Origin of the sequence: Endozoicomonas sp. 4G (genome assembly GCF_023822025.1) — a bacterium.
In the GTDB taxonomy this organism is placed as follows: domain Bacteria; phylum Pseudomonadota; class Gammaproteobacteria; order Pseudomonadales; family Endozoicomonadaceae; genus Endozoicomonas_A.
Genome location: NZ_CP082909.1, coordinates 775,312 through 789,791 on the forward strand (window position 1 = coordinate 775,312; position 14,480 = coordinate 789,791).

The 14,480-nt window shown below is 47.8% G+C and carries 17 protein-coding genes; 3 read left to right on the forward strand and 14 right to left on the reverse strand.

Features of this window, described 5'->3' with window-relative positions; translation table 11 throughout:
- Nucleotides 1-90: 90 nt before the first annotated feature.
- Nucleotides 91-675 (forward strand): dCTP deaminase, encoded by a 585-nt coding sequence (dcd, locus tag K7B67_RS02875; protein ID WP_252178873.1) that lies wholly within the window; start codon nt 91-93, stop codon nt 673-675.
- A 57-nt stretch (nt 676-732) separates the two neighbouring features.
- Here dcd and K7B67_RS02880 read toward each other — a convergent pair whose 3' ends face one another.
- Complete coding sequence (locus K7B67_RS02880) at nt 733-1,194, reverse strand: OmpA family protein (RefSeq protein ID WP_252178874.1); 462 nt, start codon at nt 1,192-1,194, stop codon at nt 733-735.
- 385 nt (nt 1,195-1,579) lie between these two features.
- On the opposite strand from K7B67_RS02880, the gene K7B67_RS02885 reads away from it, so the two are divergent.
- Complete coding sequence (locus tag K7B67_RS02885) at nt 1,580-1,843, forward strand: hypothetical protein (protein WP_252178875.1); 264 nt, start codon at nt 1,580-1,582, stop codon at nt 1,841-1,843.
- 3 nt (nt 1,844-1,846) lie between these two features.
- Here K7B67_RS02885 and dapD read toward each other — a convergent pair whose 3' ends face one another.
- A complete protein-coding gene (dapD, locus tag K7B67_RS02890; RefSeq protein ID WP_252178876.1) occupies nt 1,847-2,884 on the reverse strand; it encodes a 2,3,4,5-tetrahydropyridine-2,6-dicarboxylate N-succinyltransferase in 1,038 nt (345 codons plus the stop codon).
- Nucleotides 2,881-3,249 carry an ArsC family reductase gene (locus K7B67_RS02895; protein WP_252178877.1) on the reverse strand — a complete coding sequence of 123 codons (369 nt, stop codon included), beginning with the start codon at nt 3,247-3,249 and terminating at the stop codon, nt 2,881-2,883. The genes dapD and K7B67_RS02895 overlap by 4 nt, the downstream gene beginning before the upstream one ends.
- Nucleotides 3,250-3,264: 15 nt before the next feature.
- On the opposite strand from K7B67_RS02895, the gene K7B67_RS02900 reads away from it, so the two are divergent.
- On the forward strand, nt 3,265-4,791 hold the full coding sequence (locus K7B67_RS02900; protein ID WP_252178878.1) for a recombinase family protein: 1,527 nt from the start codon (nt 3,265-3,267) through the stop codon (nt 4,789-4,791).
- Nucleotides 4,792-4,879: 88 nt separating this feature from the next.
- Here K7B67_RS02900 and K7B67_RS02905 read toward each other — a convergent pair whose 3' ends face one another.
- From K7B67_RS02905 to K7B67_RS02950, 11 genes are all read right to left on the reverse strand, one after another.
- Nucleotides 4,880-7,948, reverse strand: coding sequence for a hypothetical protein (locus tag K7B67_RS02905; RefSeq protein ID WP_252178879.1), 3,069 nt, complete (start codon nt 7,946-7,948; stop codon nt 4,880-4,882).
- Between the two features lie 3 nt (nt 7,949-7,951).
- Entirely contained in the window at nt 7,952-8,263 is a 312-nt protein-coding gene (locus K7B67_RS02910; RefSeq protein WP_252178880.1) for a hypothetical protein, read from the reverse strand.
- A gap of 197 nt (nt 8,264-8,460) precedes the next feature.
- The gene (locus tag K7B67_RS02915) at nt 8,461-8,670 is read right to left on the reverse strand and encodes a hypothetical protein (protein WP_252178881.1); all 210 of its coding nucleotides are present in this window, start codon (nt 8,668-8,670) and stop codon (nt 8,461-8,463) included.
- The gene (locus K7B67_RS02920) at nt 8,667-9,305 is read right to left on the reverse strand and encodes an HNH endonuclease (protein WP_252178882.1); all 639 of its coding nucleotides are present in this window, start codon (nt 9,303-9,305) and stop codon (nt 8,667-8,669) included. Before K7B67_RS02920 ends, K7B67_RS02915 begins: the two co-directional genes overlap by 4 nt.
- A 609-nt stretch (nt 9,306-9,914) precedes the next feature.
- On the reverse strand, nt 9,915-10,790 hold the full coding sequence (locus K7B67_RS02925; protein ID WP_252178883.1) for a hypothetical protein: 876 nt from the start codon (nt 10,788-10,790) through the stop codon (nt 9,915-9,917).
- A 211-nt stretch (nt 10,791-11,001) separates the two neighbouring features.
- Nucleotides 11,002-11,133 (reverse strand): hypothetical protein, encoded by a 132-nt coding sequence (locus K7B67_RS23830; protein WP_256484698.1) that lies wholly within the window; start codon nt 11,131-11,133, stop codon nt 11,002-11,004.
- Nucleotides 11,123-11,314: a hypothetical protein gene (locus K7B67_RS02930; RefSeq protein ID WP_252178884.1), complete on the reverse strand. Its 192-nt coding sequence runs from the start codon at nt 11,312-11,314 to the stop codon at nt 11,123-11,125. Before K7B67_RS02930 ends, K7B67_RS23830 begins: the two co-directional genes overlap by 11 nt.
- Nucleotides 11,311-11,541 (reverse strand): hypothetical protein, encoded by a 231-nt coding sequence (locus K7B67_RS02935; protein WP_252178885.1) that lies wholly within the window; start codon nt 11,539-11,541, stop codon nt 11,311-11,313. The genes K7B67_RS02930 and K7B67_RS02935 overlap by 4 nt, the downstream gene beginning before the upstream one ends.
- Complete coding sequence (locus K7B67_RS02940; protein WP_252178886.1) at nt 11,541-11,954, reverse strand: KilA-N domain-containing protein; 414 nt, start codon at nt 11,952-11,954, stop codon at nt 11,541-11,543. Before K7B67_RS02940 ends, K7B67_RS02935 begins: the two co-directional genes overlap by 1 nt.
- A 381-nt stretch (nt 11,955-12,335) precedes the next feature.
- Nucleotides 12,336-13,322: a Bpu10I family restriction endonuclease gene (locus K7B67_RS02945; RefSeq protein WP_252178887.1), complete on the reverse strand. Its 987-nt coding sequence runs from the start codon at nt 13,320-13,322 to the stop codon at nt 12,336-12,338.
- A complete protein-coding gene (locus K7B67_RS02950) occupies nt 13,267-14,454 on the reverse strand; it encodes a DNA methyltransferase (protein ID WP_252178888.1) in 1,188 nt (395 codons plus the stop codon). Before K7B67_RS02950 ends, K7B67_RS02945 begins: the two co-directional genes overlap by 56 nt.
- Between the last annotated feature and the right edge of the window lie 26 nt (nt 14,455-14,480).

Genomic DNA, 14,480 nt, shown 5'->3' on the forward strand with positions numbered 1-14,480 from the left:
GCACGTATACTATCCTCTCACAACAACTTCTTACAACATTCTGAGGGTTGTGGTTCAGACACTCCCTACTTGCTGCTGGAAAAACAGACCATGAGACTTTGTGATCGGGATATAGAAGCTTGCCTGGATAGCGGAACAATTATTATTGAGCCCCGTCCCGGCTCAGGCAAGATCAGTGGGGTCAGTGTTGACCTGACACTGGGCAACAGTTTCAGGGTGTTTAATGATCATGCCGCACCCTTTGTCGACATCAGTGGTCCCAGGGAAGAGATTAATCGGGTGCTGGACTCCATCATGAGCAAGGAGATTGCTCTGAATGATGGTGAGGCGTTTTTCCTTCATCCGGGAGAGCTGGCGCTGGCGGTTACTCGGGAATCCATTACCCTGCCTGATGATATTGTTGGCTGGCTGGACGGTCGGTCTTCGCTGGCAAGGCTGGGGCTGATGGTGCATGTTACCGCTCACCGGATTGACCCCGGATGGAGTGGTCAGATTGTGCTGGAGTTTTTTAACGGTGGCAAACTGCCTCTGGCTCTGCGTCCCGGAATGGGCATCGGTGCCATTAATTTTGAGACCATGAGTGGTACTGCAGCCCGCCCCTACAATAAGCGGAAAGACGCAAAATACAAGGAGCAGAAGAGTGCGGTGGCCAGCCGAATTGCTGAAGACCAATAAGGTCTTGTGACCAACAAAAAACCCCGGCAAGCCGGGGTTTAAGTGGTCAGGCTGATATTACTTCAGCATAATTTCAGCACGACGATTTTCCTGTCTCATCTCTTCTGTATCGTTACCACGTACCGGGTGATCTTCACCTTCGCCTTTTACAGTCATACTTTCTTCGGGAATTCCTCTGCTCATCAGGTACTTTTTAACAGCCTCAGCCCTTCTTTCAGAAAGCTTCTGGTTGTAAGCGCGGGTACCTATCTCACAGGCATGACCAACAATTTCGATATGGCTGTCCTGATCCAGCTGACCTATCAGGGTGTTCAACTTTTCCAGGTCGTTGGATTTCAGTTTGGAAGAGTCAAAGTCAAAGTGAACGATGGACATCCCTTCGATACCAGAGACAGCCGTTGGGTTATCAGGCTCAGCAACAGGATCCGCCATGGCGCAGGCGGTCCCGCCGACCAGAGCACCAGCCACAAAAGCTGCGCCACCGGTTGCCATATTGTAAGCCGCTCCGGGGATTCCCATCACTGCACCTCCTTTGACCATACAGGCAGACCAGTGAGGTTTCTGAGGTTGGGTTTGGGAAGAAGTGGTGGAACAACCTGCAGTTAACAGCAGAGAGAAAACGAGAGCCAGCGTGCTCAGCATCCTTGCAGACATGGTACAACTCCTATCCATGGTTTTTACAGTTTGGTCTGCAAGCCCTTTAGGGAAAGCGCACAGCCCATTTCCTGTTGATTATAGGGAGCGTTACATCATGTTCCTGATGACGGTTGTCAGCAGCCGATAAGGGGTAGAAATTAAGTGATCAAAGTCGCTTATATCCCTACAACTACGCATTTCCACTGTTTCCAGCAGGAGTAAACTGAAACGGCAATGAACAAAAAGTATTCAAGTCTGGAGAATGTAGATGAAACCCAATACCCAGACAGCCATGCAGGAGCTAATCCTGCAGGTCAGGGAAGCCATTCCATTCGATATGCCCGAGGCAGAGATCTGCACAGGAAAATGTGTGGGTTGCCCAAAGAAACTGTTGGAGTTTCTCGATCAGGAGTTGACCGACTGGGAGAGCCGACTTGAGGATGAAGAAGCTCCCCGGCTGGGGGATCTCAGTCGATTGGCCAAAACCTCAAAGAAAGTGCATAAGGCTTTGGCCAAAAACGGCCTGGTTTAGCGATCAGTTATGAGCGTGCAGCTCTTCATTAAGAGCGATAGCTGACTTGTTGGTCAGACATTCAATGGCACCGGAAATAGAGTTGCGGCGGAACAGCAAGTCGGACTGACCACTCAGTTGGCTGGCTTTAACGGTTTCAACCACGTTTCTCTGATCATCCAGAACATTGACTTTGCTGCCTGCCGTCAGATAAAGACCGGCTTCAATGGTGCAACGGTCGCCCAGGGGAATATTGATACCAGCATTGGCACCGATCAGGCAGTTTTTACCCAGAGACACCACGATGTCGTTGCCTCCCGACAAGGTACCCATTGTGCTGCAACCGCCGCCCAGGTCGGAACCTTCACCAATCATAATACCGGCAGAGATACGACCTTCGATCATGCTTTTGCCTTCTGTACCGGCATTAAAGTTAATAAAGCCTTCGTGCATGATTGTGGTTCCTTCACCCACATAAGCTCCCAGACGAACGCGGGCAGCATCGGCAATACGCACGCCGGCCGGGACAACGTAGTCCGTCATTTTCGGGAACTTATCCACTGAATCAACACTGATGGTGTGGCCTTCAGCACGGGCTTGCAGCTGGCGTTCAGGCAGTTCTGTCAGATCGATGGCCCCTTCACTGGTCCAGGCCACGTTAGGCAGCAGCGGGAAAATGCCCTGCAAATTAACGCCATGGGGCTTAACCAGACGATGTGAGAGCAGATGCAGCTTCAGGTAAGCTTCTGGCGTACTGTTCAGGGTGTCGTCAGTTTCCAGAAAAGTAATGACACGGGGCTGGTCACTTTCTTCCAGGCTCAGCATCATTTTTGCCAGGGCTTTTTCACCCAGATTGACGAAGGATTCTTCCAGCGCGTGGCAGGTAGTGCTGTCCAGTTCAACGCAGGTGTTGCCGCCTTGGTACTCAACGAGTTCAGTAATGGCGGTCACCAGTTTTTCAGAGGGGTGCAGCAGAGGCATGGGGTAGAATACTTCCAGCCAGTCGCCTTTGGTATTTTTACTGCCTACACCCATCGCAAGGCTGAAAAGAGTTTGGCTCATAAATTAGTTTCTCTGAAAAGTGTTTGATATTGCTTGTCTGAAAAGCCCAGAAATCTTTCGGAGCCGGTGTCGAGCAGGGGTCGCTTGATCATAGCCGGTTGCTCCAACATTAGCTCGATGGCTGAGGTTTCATCGACGGACGCTTTTTGCTCTTCGGGCAACTGTCGCCAGGTGGTACCACGGCGATTCAGCAGTGCTTCCCAGCCCAGTTCAGTTGACCAGTTTTGCAGAGTAGCCTTGTCCAGACCGTCTTTGCGGTAGTCATGGAAGTGGTAGTCAATACCGGCGGCATTAAGCCACTTGCGGGCTTTTCGAATAGTGTCGCATTTTGAGGGACTTATACCGTATAGTGTGATTTTCGACATTTCAAGCAGTTACCTATGAAAAAAGCGTATTCATATATTCGTTTCTCCACCAGCAGGCAAGCAGGCGGCGACAGTTTCCGCAGACAATACCAAGAAGCTAAGAACTATGCAGCAGAGCACAATTTAGACCTGCAAGACCTGTCCTTATTTGATAAAGGTGTATCAGCATTCCGTGGAGCTAATCAGGAAACAGCACTCGGTAAGTTTATAGAGCTGGTGGACTCAGGGGAAATCAAAAAAGATTCTTTTCTGCTGGTGGAATCCTTCGACCGCCTATCCCGACAGGCAATCATGTCAGCCCTGTCATTATTTACAGGCATCATCAGCAGGGGGATTATCTTAGTCACCCTGTCAGATAATAAGGTATACGCCCAAGATGCGGACATGATGGACATAATGTATTCAGTAATGATTATGAGCCGCGCCAATGAAGAATCAGAAATGAAGTCCCAGAGAGCCGCCAAGAGCTGGAAAGAGCAACGCCAGCAAGCCAGATCAGAGGGACACATTATAAAGAACGCTCGCCGTCCTGCATGGCTAAATCAAGATCTGTCCTTAATCCCAGAGCATACCAGCACAATCAAAAGAATATTTGAAATGGCAATCAATGGGTATGGCTACAGCAAAATCGCACAGATACTTGATAATGAAGGCATAAAAACACCTCGCGGCTCCCGATGGCGTCCCAGCTACCTTCAGCACATTCTAAGAAACCGAGCCATTATGGGCGAATACCAGCCCCACAGAATGGATGGCAAGCAGCGAGTACCAGACGGAGAACCAATACCGAACTACTACCCCGCCATCGTTCCCCCCGAGACGTATTACGCAGCACAGAGAGCCATTGACAAGCGAAACCGGAGAGGTTCAGGCAGTCGCAAAGGTCAATTTAGAAACCTCTTCACGGGCTTGATACGTTGCGCTCGTTGCGGTGCAGCAATAGTCCTTGGCTCCCAGAACTCACCCACCAGCACCTATCTAAAGTGTCATAACCTTGATTGCCATCGATCTCTCAGATATGAATTTGCAGAGCCCCAAATTTTGCCAGTTGTTTCATACATTGCCGACCACCTTGCACCAGCAATAGAAGACCCGGAGATAATAAGGCTCCAAACTGAGATACAAGCCACAGAACAACGGCTACAGCGGCTTACAGAGGCGTTTGAGGCATCCCTAAGTACGACAGTAGCCCAGCAACTAAAAGCCGCTGAAGATGCTCTAGAAGGTCTCAGAGTTGACCTAAAGGACAGGCAAGAGGCAGCAGCCACCAGCAAGCAGCGGCGACAGATTGAGATATTTGATCCGAAGACACTAGAAGACAGAGCCGCCCTAAACGCTCGCCTACGTGATCTCCTGAATTATATCAGCTATGACACGGAAACCGGCTTAATGACTTACATAGTTGAAGGCGAGCCGGTCATAGAGCAGCAATTTAGCCATAATAAGAAATCATCCAGAGTGAGCGGCATGGGTACTGCATTCAACACCACGAAAGACGGAATGAGTCTAAATTTCGCCAAAGACCACGACCTTGTAGCATAAAGAAAACCCCCGCAGCCACTACAGCTACGGGGGTTCTACCGGAATGCAATTATGCAGTCCGGCTATCTCCAATGGAGGATCGAGATATTTATCGGACTCTTTCACTCTGCATTTTGTACACAGCAGGTTTAATCTCACGATATTCCTGAGCCAGCTCTTTAGTAGCTTTAGTCAGATCCTTAATTGCATTATCAGAAGCTCCATCCCCGATACTGGCAACGCTCTTAAGGGAATCAGAAATACCTGTCATAAGGTCATCCCAGACAGTACCTGAACTTTCCTCCTTAGCGGGCTCACCAGCTTTACCAGATTTAATCTGTTCTGCCAGCCTGTTAAGATTTTCCGTTTCGTCTTCAAACCAACCAGTATTACTCTTGACCCAAGACGAGACATCTATACCGGACTTTTGGATGTAATCCATAGCTTGCTCAGTCTCAATACCACGCTCCTCAAGACGTGCAAAGAATTGCTCCTGATCTACTTCTCTGTTCGAATAGACGCCAACATCAGTAAGCTCATCCTTCTCTTCCGATAGGTATTCTTTAGCGAGGTCAACACGGTAAGCCTTGCGGGCAGCTTCAGACATACCTTCCATATCTCCCTCTTTGATACCGAGCCTCTCCTGAACTTCAGCACTCCGAGTTGCCTCTTCCAGCTTCTTATCATCCATACCGGCAGTTCGAAGGGTTTTGTCAATTTGGTCAACCTCTTCATCAACTGCCTCAGTATCTACAGTTCCACGCTCTTCTATATACAGGTCTCCCTTCTCGATATCTTTCTGGATCTTCTCAAGCTCAACCTCTTTCCGAAAGTCCGCTTTATCCTTACCAAGAAGTTTGCCATCAGTCTTCTTGTCAAGAGCAGCTATAGCTTCCCGCGCCCCTTCGGCGTCACCATCTCGAATCATCTCCATAATCCGATAAGCGTCCTCATCACCACTGATAGCAAGCTGCTGCACCTGAGAAATTAATCCATCGTATTCCTCAGAAGGTAACGAGTACTCATCACCCCAGCGATTCTCTTTAGTCTCCTTCTGTCGTATGGTCATCATACGAGCAACGCCTTCATCATTCACACGACCAACAGCCATTTCATCAGCAGTGTAAAACCCTGCGCTCTCGGTAAACATCCGTTTAGTGGCATCAATCAGTTCTCCTGCGCCTTCTACGATAGGTGCAACCACAGCACCAGAAACGCCCTCAACTGCCCATCTGCCAAAGTCCATAAAGCCGCCAAAGCCAGTATTATCAAGCCCACGACCAGACATCCAAGCTCGCTCAATAGAATCCTCTTTATGTCCAGCCCAATAGGCATCCTTCTTCATCTGCTGGACTTCTTCGCTACCCCTTGCCTGATCCGCAATAGCCAGCGCCCGGAATTCCTCAGAAGACATACCGATATTCTGAGCCATAGCGGCTAATACTCTGTCATCGGTAGGATCTTTACCAACCATCTGAGCCATCATCTGGAGCTGCTTGAGAGGAGCATTCGGATCTTGCATCATCTCCTCATTCAGCATCCCCCGGTTCATAAACTCGCTACCCACTGCACCGAAAGGATCTTGACCCATAGCCCGACCGAAGTTATTTACGGTCTCCTGCCAGCTCGCACCCGGACGAGTACCGCCGATTCGATGGACTCTTGATATTGGTGAATTGAGAATAGTTCCAGTAGCTCCAAGGGTTGATCTGGTGAGCCCTTCAGCACCACCAGCAGCATTAAAGGCACCTGCTGAAATAATCCCTTGCCGTCTCGCAGCAGCGAACCCAGCAAATGAATCAGCAGCAATCTGAGAGGCAGCCGCGCCTGTCATACCTTGGCTCTGAGCCCATGTAGTAGCAGGAGAAACGACTCTCTGAAGCATCTCTCTTGTACTCACCCCAGCTACGGCAGCATCTCCACGAACACCCTTGAGAATCCGAGTCATCTCTTTAGCATCCGTAATGCCCATCTGCCGGAACACTTTAAGGTCTTCCACCCCGTTCCTGATATCTTTGTCCTTATTGATATCCTGAACCAGCTTGAGAAATCCGAGAGTATCTTTCGTAATCTCTTTGACCTTCTCTCGATCCATATCAGTAATAGAAGAGAAAACCCCAGCCTCCGCAAGCATACCGGGGATATCAGCAGTATCAGCAACAGATACGCCATATTCATCAGACGCCATCCTCATTGCATCCGACGATATCTCAGTAGCCCTCCCGGCATTAATCCCCAGACCTGTTATAGATTGCCCGGTAGGATCGAAGAATTGATTACCAGTAGCCTCTCTCAGATTTCCTGCACCTGATAGACCATCGTAAGTCCTCTTGCCACCAACCAACAGACCAGCCCCCAGAGCCAATGGAACGGCAACAGCAGGATTAGTAGCAGCAAAGGCGGCACCTCTAGCGACCCCACCTAATGCCCCTCCCGCAACGCTCATACCGGCTCTACCGAAGTTTGCGGCGGATCTACCTAACAACCTCCCACCCGCACCAAGGTTATTCTCGTAAATCTGACGGGCACCCATACCAAACTGAAAAGCCGCTGCATTGCCATAGTTTTTAGCACTCTCCGGCACGAAATTACTAAACGGACGCCCTATATTCTGAGCCATCTCCATAGTAAACGCGCCCGCATTTAGTACCGGGTTTGCAACAGCGCGGTAATTTTGATAATTCCTGACAGCTCTTCTAAAACCACTTGCGGCAAATCTGCCAGCCCCATACTGGAGAGCCCCGCCAAGAAAGCCAACACTCCCGCCGCTTTGCGGTTGATTCTGATACATGACATTTGGAGGGGTAAAGTTACCGCCGAAAGTGCTAAAAGAAGTCCCAGGATTCACACCACCAGCAGAGCCGTAAGCAGGGTTTTGAGAAGGGTTGAAGGGATTAAACGAACCAAGTCCAAACTCGCTCCTCATAGCTTCTATCACGGCCTGAGCGGTTTGTTCAGCTTGATTCTCATCGCGGAAATTATTAAGTCCCTCAAGCATGTCGAGGTCTATACGGCGGGAGGCATCAAGGGCGAAATCATAATTCATTCCCTCTGATATCGGGGCGTTGGGATCTAGACGGCGGGAAGCGGGCACCCCCGAACCCGCCCGTAGTGCTGGAGATAGGAACGCATTGCTAAACGATCCGAACTCTCCGGTTAATCTTGTGGTTCTGAACATGGCTTACTTCCATAGCTTCTTTGCAGTTGTGAAAGATTCGCCGGTAGGGGTAGCGGCTACCTCAAAGGTATCCAGCGCCTTCTTTTTGGCTTTATCAACCAGCCCCTTTACTTTCTTCTGAGCATACTGGCCTATCTCAGTAACACCTGCGATAGAACCAACGCTACCAACCCCATTGCCTGCACTAGCCTCCTTAAGTAGCCGCGCTCTATCTACTAGCCGATCTTCCTTTCCGCGCTCTCCGAGTACCGCAATACGCTTACTCTTACGGGCTTTCTCAATCAGTGCCTGTTCTTTCTTCTGTCGTGTATTCATCTTAAAATCCTCTTGCTGCTCTAAGTAATCTTCTGTTGCGCTTTGCTGCTAGGCGTTGCGCGATTGGTCTAACGTGTTGTTTCTGCCACAACTTATAGGCCTGCTGGTGGGGTATCTTCAGTACCGCCGCCAGAGCCTCCACTTCTGCCTTCTTTTGGACAGTAGCTCTAATAGCTCCTGTCCGGTCAACCCTTCGCCTATACATAGTGTTTTTCCTCCATACACCTGATAGCCCACTTCATTAATTCAATAGCAATCCTGACGCCTTCTGGATGTGGGTTCTTTAAGATCGTCTCCCGTAGCTCCTTCACTGCATCCACATTCTCATAATGGATACCAGCCACCCCAAGAAGTGGCGGATTACATACGCTGTCGTATTTCTTAAACAGATCCATCAGTTCATTCATAGCGTTACCTCAGCTAGCTCTAATTGTCCGTCCAGCCACTCCTCATAGCTGTCCCCCTCTTCGTACACCCCCGGATAATTCCAACGGATAAAGCTCAAGGTGCTCCATTGGACATACTCGAAATCATTCTTGTACCGAAAGAACATTGCATCATCTCTAGCCTCCGCCGCCTCATGAGGACATTCATAGGTGCCAACCCAGTTGACTCCATCCCAGATCTGATACAAGTCTCCTTTCTCGCGCACCCCGTAGAACCCTGTTGCTAAGTTCCGTTGTTGCCTTGCTAGTTTATTTTGACTTGCTGAGGAGAGTCTCAAATTGCCCCGACAGTTATTCAGAGGATCTGCATCAATGTGATCTACCTCTAATTCTTCCAGACATTCCTCAATCTCATCTGACAGTATCAAGCGGTGCATCAGTGCGCCTGTCTGGCAGCTTCGAGCTACATACAAGCCATCATTGCGTTTATGCAGGTAGAACCCGTGAGATTTCAGAATGTCGATATCATGAACGCTCATTGTCGCCCAATAACCATTCCTGCCTTTTCTGCCAAGAAATACGCGAACTTTCGATCCGATTACTTCAACAGTCTTATTGTGTTTTCCGATCCCTTTACGGAATATTTGTTTAGCCATTTGATAGCTCTCCAGAATTAAAAGCGCGTACGAATCCATTACAAAATGAATTGCTAAAAAGTCCGCGCTATGATTTGAAATAAGAAGACATTAAAAGAACTTTAAAGCCTGCGCTTGCTACTTTTTTGAATCCAATAAATTTCTGTGGTATTGCTGGTGGAATTCAATTTTGTAACATTTAAAAAACTAAAAGTCACAGCGATGTAGCAACGGAATTCCAACGCCCACTTGGGTTTTATCCATTTTGTAACATTGCAACATCAACGAGGAGAATTATTAATACATACATACTTATTAAGACATACATTAAGTTAGGTTGGTAACAACCAGTATTCCCATAGCCTGCCTAAAGAAACTTAAAGATTTTGCCTCAACATCTTTCATTCCCCTCACTTAACGTCTACCCCGGTGGAGCAAATACAATTCAATCAGTCCCATAAAGGATTTTCTTAAAGATTTGCCTCAACCACCTCTATAAAAACCGATCTAAATCAGTGTGTGGAACAAATACAATTCCAACAACCCGGCATTACAATTTCGAAAGCTTTTGCGTTAATTCTCCCGGTGTGTGGAACAAATACAATTCCAACAGCCCGGCATTACAATTTCTTAAAGATTTGCCTCGGGAGGGGGGGTGACAATAGGAGAGCCATCAGGGTTATACCCGTAGATTGCCCGTCCATATTCATCAAATCCATATACAAGCCCTCCATTAACGCCCTCCCCGAGAGGTACACTGGCAGGCACTGACTGTCCCCTATCATTCCTGACGCTATACCCAGAACCACCAGTCGCACTGGAATAGCCACCTTGAGTAACAGTTACATCAATCTGCCGGTCAAACATGATTGACACATTCTCATTAACCACCAGATCATCACTAGCCATACCGACTCCATAGCTGGCAATATTGCAGTTCTCTAGATAGGTGCTATTCGCTGCAAGGCCATTCTTAGTTTTATAGATAACCAGTAGGCCAAAGGGTCTAGTAACAGTTGGCGCGTCCGCGTCCGTCCAAGCAACCCCCAGTACATCATTCGGGAATTCGCTAGTACCAATGGTAAGCCCGGTTTCACCCTCAGAATAACTGTTAGTCACCGTAGCTACTGGCCCACCCGTAGGAGACCATCTTGAAGTTAAACGTAACAGAGATGGTTTATAAGCCACCATTGCGCCAATCGATAGAGTATTAATGGCCTTTCCGCGCGTGAAGTATGTAAAACTTGTCCCCAACTCATGTACAGGCCTGAGAGCGTTATCTATTTGAATGTTATAGTTCGTTATAAGGCCTAAAGGGGTCAGCATCTCTGTAAACCCATTGACACCAATACGAGGTGGCCCTGCCATCAGTAGCGTTGTATCTGGGGTTACAGAGAACTGAGAGAATAACTCGAGCCCTGCGCCATTATAAAAGCGATCAACATAAGTAGCTTTCCAGTCCCAATTAATAGGTATACCGGATTCGCTGGATACCGTATCTAGCATATGACCTCCCGCAACCACTGCTTATGTTCCTCTGTTGGAGATACAGGCTTTACAGTAAACCGTCGCTCTGCATCCTGTACTTTCTTCTTGCGACGTTCGCGCTTATTCTCTTCCACTTCTCAACTCCTTCACTGCTTCAAGCTGCTGTTCCAACCACTCACGATCCTCAACTCCCTCCCGCACGACTCTTTCAAGAAGTGCAATCAGGGTATTAACTATCACCTGATCCATTACGCCCCCTTAATTTAAATCCACCAGTATCTGCCTCTACCTCAAGGTCATCAAACTTTACCACTGCCAGCAACATTACAGCCGCCAGTATCAAAACAATCTTATCTTTCATTACTCAGCCTCACTCGATACTCAGATACAAGCACGTCATACTCTTCTTTATCAATGAATCCCAGCCGGTAATCTTGAGCCGTTTCCTTAATTGCCACTGCATATACTTCCCTGAGCAGCTTATTTCTCTCCTGCTCGAATCGTTCAATACTTTCCCGCAATCTCAATACGTTAATACTCATAGTTTTGCCCTCCGTGCTTCACATTTTGCCTTAAGTTCCCTAGCTCGTTCTTCCCGCACCTCTTTCCCCGCATACCAAGCACGAACTTTAGCGGCCTCCTCGCTACCTCCAAAAGCCAGATCCTTACGATCCCAGCCTTTAGGCACCTTATGGATTACCCGGTCGTCCTCTAGTTTCTCAGTGATCCATACCAGTTCTTCCCCAGTGTCTTTATTGAAATACGTCATTACATCCACTCCGGTCTGTTGTCTAATCTATTGCTCTCTCTACCAGTTGCCCCGGTAAAGTCATCTCTCATCGCTTTACCATACATGCGATGTACGGCAGCGACAGCGGCCTCAGTACGGCCATCCATCAGATTCTCAAATGCCTCATACACAGCGTCCTCGAACTCCTCAGATAGATAGCCCGCATATTTCAATGCGTCTCTCCGGTTTGCCCAAATTCCACCAGACCTACCCCGCACTTTTAAAAAGTCAGATTTTCTGTCCTTTTGTCTGTCCAGCTCTAACCACCGTTTTGGAGATCGGGTACCAGGTTCACCGCTCAACTTATGAAGCTCATTCAGGTTCACCATACCCTCGTCGTTTTCTATCAATGGGACATTCTGCCCGTTCAGCTTCAGCGTAAATGCTCTCATTTCGCACCCTCCCTTTCATACTTGTAAATAGTGTGCCGGGAGCAACCGAAATACATTCGGAGGTCATAGACAGACCACCCTCTTTTTCTTAGATCAAACACCATTCTCTTCTCAGCGTCAGTCAATACACGTCTCATACAGTCACCTCTAAAGACATCAGAAAGTTAAATCCCCCAGTGTTTCCGGGGTGCCTATCCTTATTTTAAAGACACCAGAAGCAACTCGAAGTAAAAGCTTAATATCAACTGAGAATGGCTATACAAGTGGCGTAAACGACTGCTTAAGTATATTTGAGTGGAGGTATTTTTTGTTTGAGCGGTTTTTCGGGGGTAGGTAGGCCGGAAAGTGGGTAGTCCGGCCTTATCTTATAATGTAGTTGGATCAGAAGTAGCCATCTTCCAAAACGGTGTTTTCTGCTGGGTCTTCATCGCTAATCAGGCTTTCGATGTGACCCACAAAGCGCATAAACACTTCATGGCTAAACGGTCTACTTGTCAGGAACTCGTGATACCAGTCGGCTTTCTTCATCCTGCCAGCGTAGGTATTGAAGGTCTTCCTGACATTAGAAGGGATTCGCTTACTCTTTCTCAGGATCAGCACCTCATCGATATCTGTAGGTGCAGTGCTGACAGGAGTCATATCCAGCCATTCACATAGTAGGAAGTATTTGGCTCCCGGAAGTGCTGACTTCACATCGTTAGCTGTAGCGGTTGCCTCTTGGAACATGGTTTTATCAAGGTTGGTCTTGCACTCAGCGGTGACATACCCAAGGTACGTTTCAACAGAGTCAGAGCGTTGAAAGCTGGCATCGTGAGACGATTTGACATAAAGCTTCTTCGATATGGCGAAATCCTGATCCTTCGTTCTGATAGTCAGGTTGCCGCCATTGGTTTGAGCATTAAGACTTGTCTTGAAATATGCAGCAGAGAAGCATTTAGTCGGCCCGAGATTAATATTGCTCAACTCAGGGAATGCCTTGAATACAAGGTGAGGTAAGAACTCTTCGATAACGCTGTTATCAAGCTTGAGCTGTCCTTTCTGGCGGTAGAGAAAGTCCTCCTGATTGGAATAGATCAGGTTGAAATCGACATGGAACTTGTACTGATTAAATAAGTCGATCAACTCTGCAACAACTTGCTCCCGAGAGCCATGAACAGCTTGCATATCTGCAACCCACTGGTGATATAGGGTTATGCAGTTATGAAGAGCAGGCTTTGCGGCTTCCGGCATCTTGTCGTTATCGATTGCAGCAGTGAGCTTATCGAGGTGTGGCGTAGGTAGCATTGGGTTCATTTCCTGTAACTTCTTTGCTCTAGCTTGTTGTCTCTGCGAGATTTGGCGAAGGATCGATTGTTCGGGATCTTTCATGAGCTTCACGAATTTCATCTTTTACTTCTTCATTTGCCGTTATAGTTGCTTCTTTAAGGGCAGTCCTGCCTATTTCTCTAGCGTCATTGATGTAGTCACGTGAGAAGCCATCAGTGAGAGAAAACCGGAGAATTTCCTCATATATGTCTTCACCAAACTTATTCTGGAATACACGGTGCTGCTCGCCTTCCATCCTGAAGCCACAGACCTCAGCAACTCCAGATATTAGCTCGGCATTCTTGAATGCAGTTTTTCGGACATTGGACTCACGACCAACAATAAAGATAACCTTAGCGGTCTTCTTGCAGACTCTTCTCAGTTCCATGAAAACTTGAGACATGTCCATACAATATTGGACGACAGTGAGAAATCTATTCTGCCGGAACTTTCGGTTAGCACCGATCTCCGACCGGGCAACCTTCAGAACATCCACGCCAGTAGACTCAATGGCCTTCCGGTAATTCTGGTGATAGTTGAATACATTGATATATGGTGGAGAAGTTACCACAAAATCAACTGTTCCATTCTCAAGAGGTATATCTCTAGAGTCACGTTGAAAGCACTTCAGCGGCTTATCAGAAGCAGGCAGATTCTCAATATTAGAACGGAGAGTCCCCCAGACATTATTGATTCTCTTTGTGTCGAGCTTCTTAGCCCCGAAATCCATACCAGTAATCAAAGAGAGTAGGATAGTACTCTTAACGCTATCCTCAGAAGTCTTAAGGGCAGCTATCAGCTCATCTTGAAAATTGGCAATGTCCTCATTTTCGAACAGAGGCAAGTCATTTGTATACTTGGATATAATCTGTTCAATGTCATTGATAGCAGACAGTACACGGTCTTTCGGTTCATTTATCAGCTCATAGACTGCCGCAAAAGCTACAGCAGCAGGGTTGATCTCACAGCCATACGCTTCCAGCCCCAGCAGTGCAGACTCAAATAAAACGGTGCCACTGCCCAAGAATGGATCGAAAACAACCTCACCTTCTGACGAATAGTTAACCAGAATCTGCTCAATCAACTGCGGTGAGAATTGACCTCGCCATGTGAAGAGGTTACTTCGGCTTTTGTCTTCGATATCTACAGCAGCTTGAGGTAGTGATTCCTCAAGGGATTTGCCTTTAAAAGTCATATGAAAATACGGGTTCGGAAGGGATA

Excerpts from the sequence above, each read along its gene's own strand:
- K7B67_RS02950 (WP_252178888.1), bottom strand. The coding sequence starts at position 14,454 with ATGACTTTTAAAGGCAAATCCCTTGAGGAATCACTACCTCAAGCTGCT.
- K7B67_RS02910 (WP_252178880.1), bottom strand. The coding sequence starts at position 8,263 with ATGAATACACGACAGAAGAAAGAACAGGCACTGATTGAGAAAGCCCGT.
- K7B67_RS02905 (WP_252178879.1), bottom strand. The coding sequence starts at position 7,948 with ATGTTCAGAACCACAAGATTAACCGGAGAGTTCGGATCGTTTAGCAAT.
- K7B67_RS02895 (WP_252178877.1), bottom strand. The coding sequence starts at position 3,249 with ATGTCGAAAATCACACTATACGGTATAAGTCCCTCAAAATGCGACACT.
- K7B67_RS02900 (WP_252178878.1), top strand. The coding sequence starts at position 3,265 with ATGAAAAAAGCGTATTCATATATTCGTTTCTCCACCAGCAGGCAAGCA.
- K7B67_RS02925 (WP_252178883.1), bottom strand. The coding sequence starts at position 10,790 with ATGCTAGATACGGTATCCAGCGAATCCGGTATACCTATTAATTGGGAC.
- K7B67_RS02885 (WP_252178875.1), top strand. The coding sequence starts at position 1,580 with ATGAAACCCAATACCCAGACAGCCATGCAGGAGCTAATCCTGCAGGTC.
- K7B67_RS02935 (WP_252178885.1), bottom strand. The coding sequence starts at position 11,541 with ATGACGTATTTCAATAAAGACACTGGGGAAGAACTGGTATGGATCACT.
- K7B67_RS02915 (WP_252178881.1), bottom strand. The coding sequence starts at position 8,670 with ATGAATGAACTGATGGATCTGTTTAAGAAATACGACAGCGTATGTAAT.
- K7B67_RS23830 (WP_256484698.1), bottom strand. The coding sequence starts at position 11,133 with ATGAAAGATAAGATTGTTTTGATACTGGCGGCTGTAATGTTGCTGGCA.
- K7B67_RS02920 (WP_252178882.1), bottom strand. The coding sequence starts at position 9,305 with ATGGCTAAACAAATATTCCGTAAAGGGATCGGAAAACACAATAAGACT.
- dcd (WP_252178873.1), top strand. The coding sequence starts at position 91 with ATGAGACTTTGTGATCGGGATATAGAAGCTTGCCTGGATAGCGGAACA.
- K7B67_RS02940 (WP_252178886.1), bottom strand. The coding sequence starts at position 11,954 with ATGAGAGCATTTACGCTGAAGCTGAACGGGCAGAATGTCCCATTGATA.
- K7B67_RS02930 (WP_252178884.1), bottom strand. The coding sequence starts at position 11,314 with ATGAGTATTAACGTATTGAGATTGCGGGAAAGTATTGAACGATTCGAG.
- K7B67_RS02945 (WP_252178887.1), bottom strand. The coding sequence starts at position 13,322 with ATGAAAGATCCCGAACAATCGATCCTTCGCCAAATCTCGCAGAGACAA.
- dapD (WP_252178876.1), bottom strand. The coding sequence starts at position 2,884 with ATGAGCCAAACTCTTTTCAGCCTTGCGATGGGTGTAGGCAGTAAAAAT.
- K7B67_RS02880 (WP_252178874.1), bottom strand. The coding sequence starts at position 1,194 with ATGGGAATCCCCGGAGCGGCTTACAATATGGCAACCGGTGGCGCAGCT.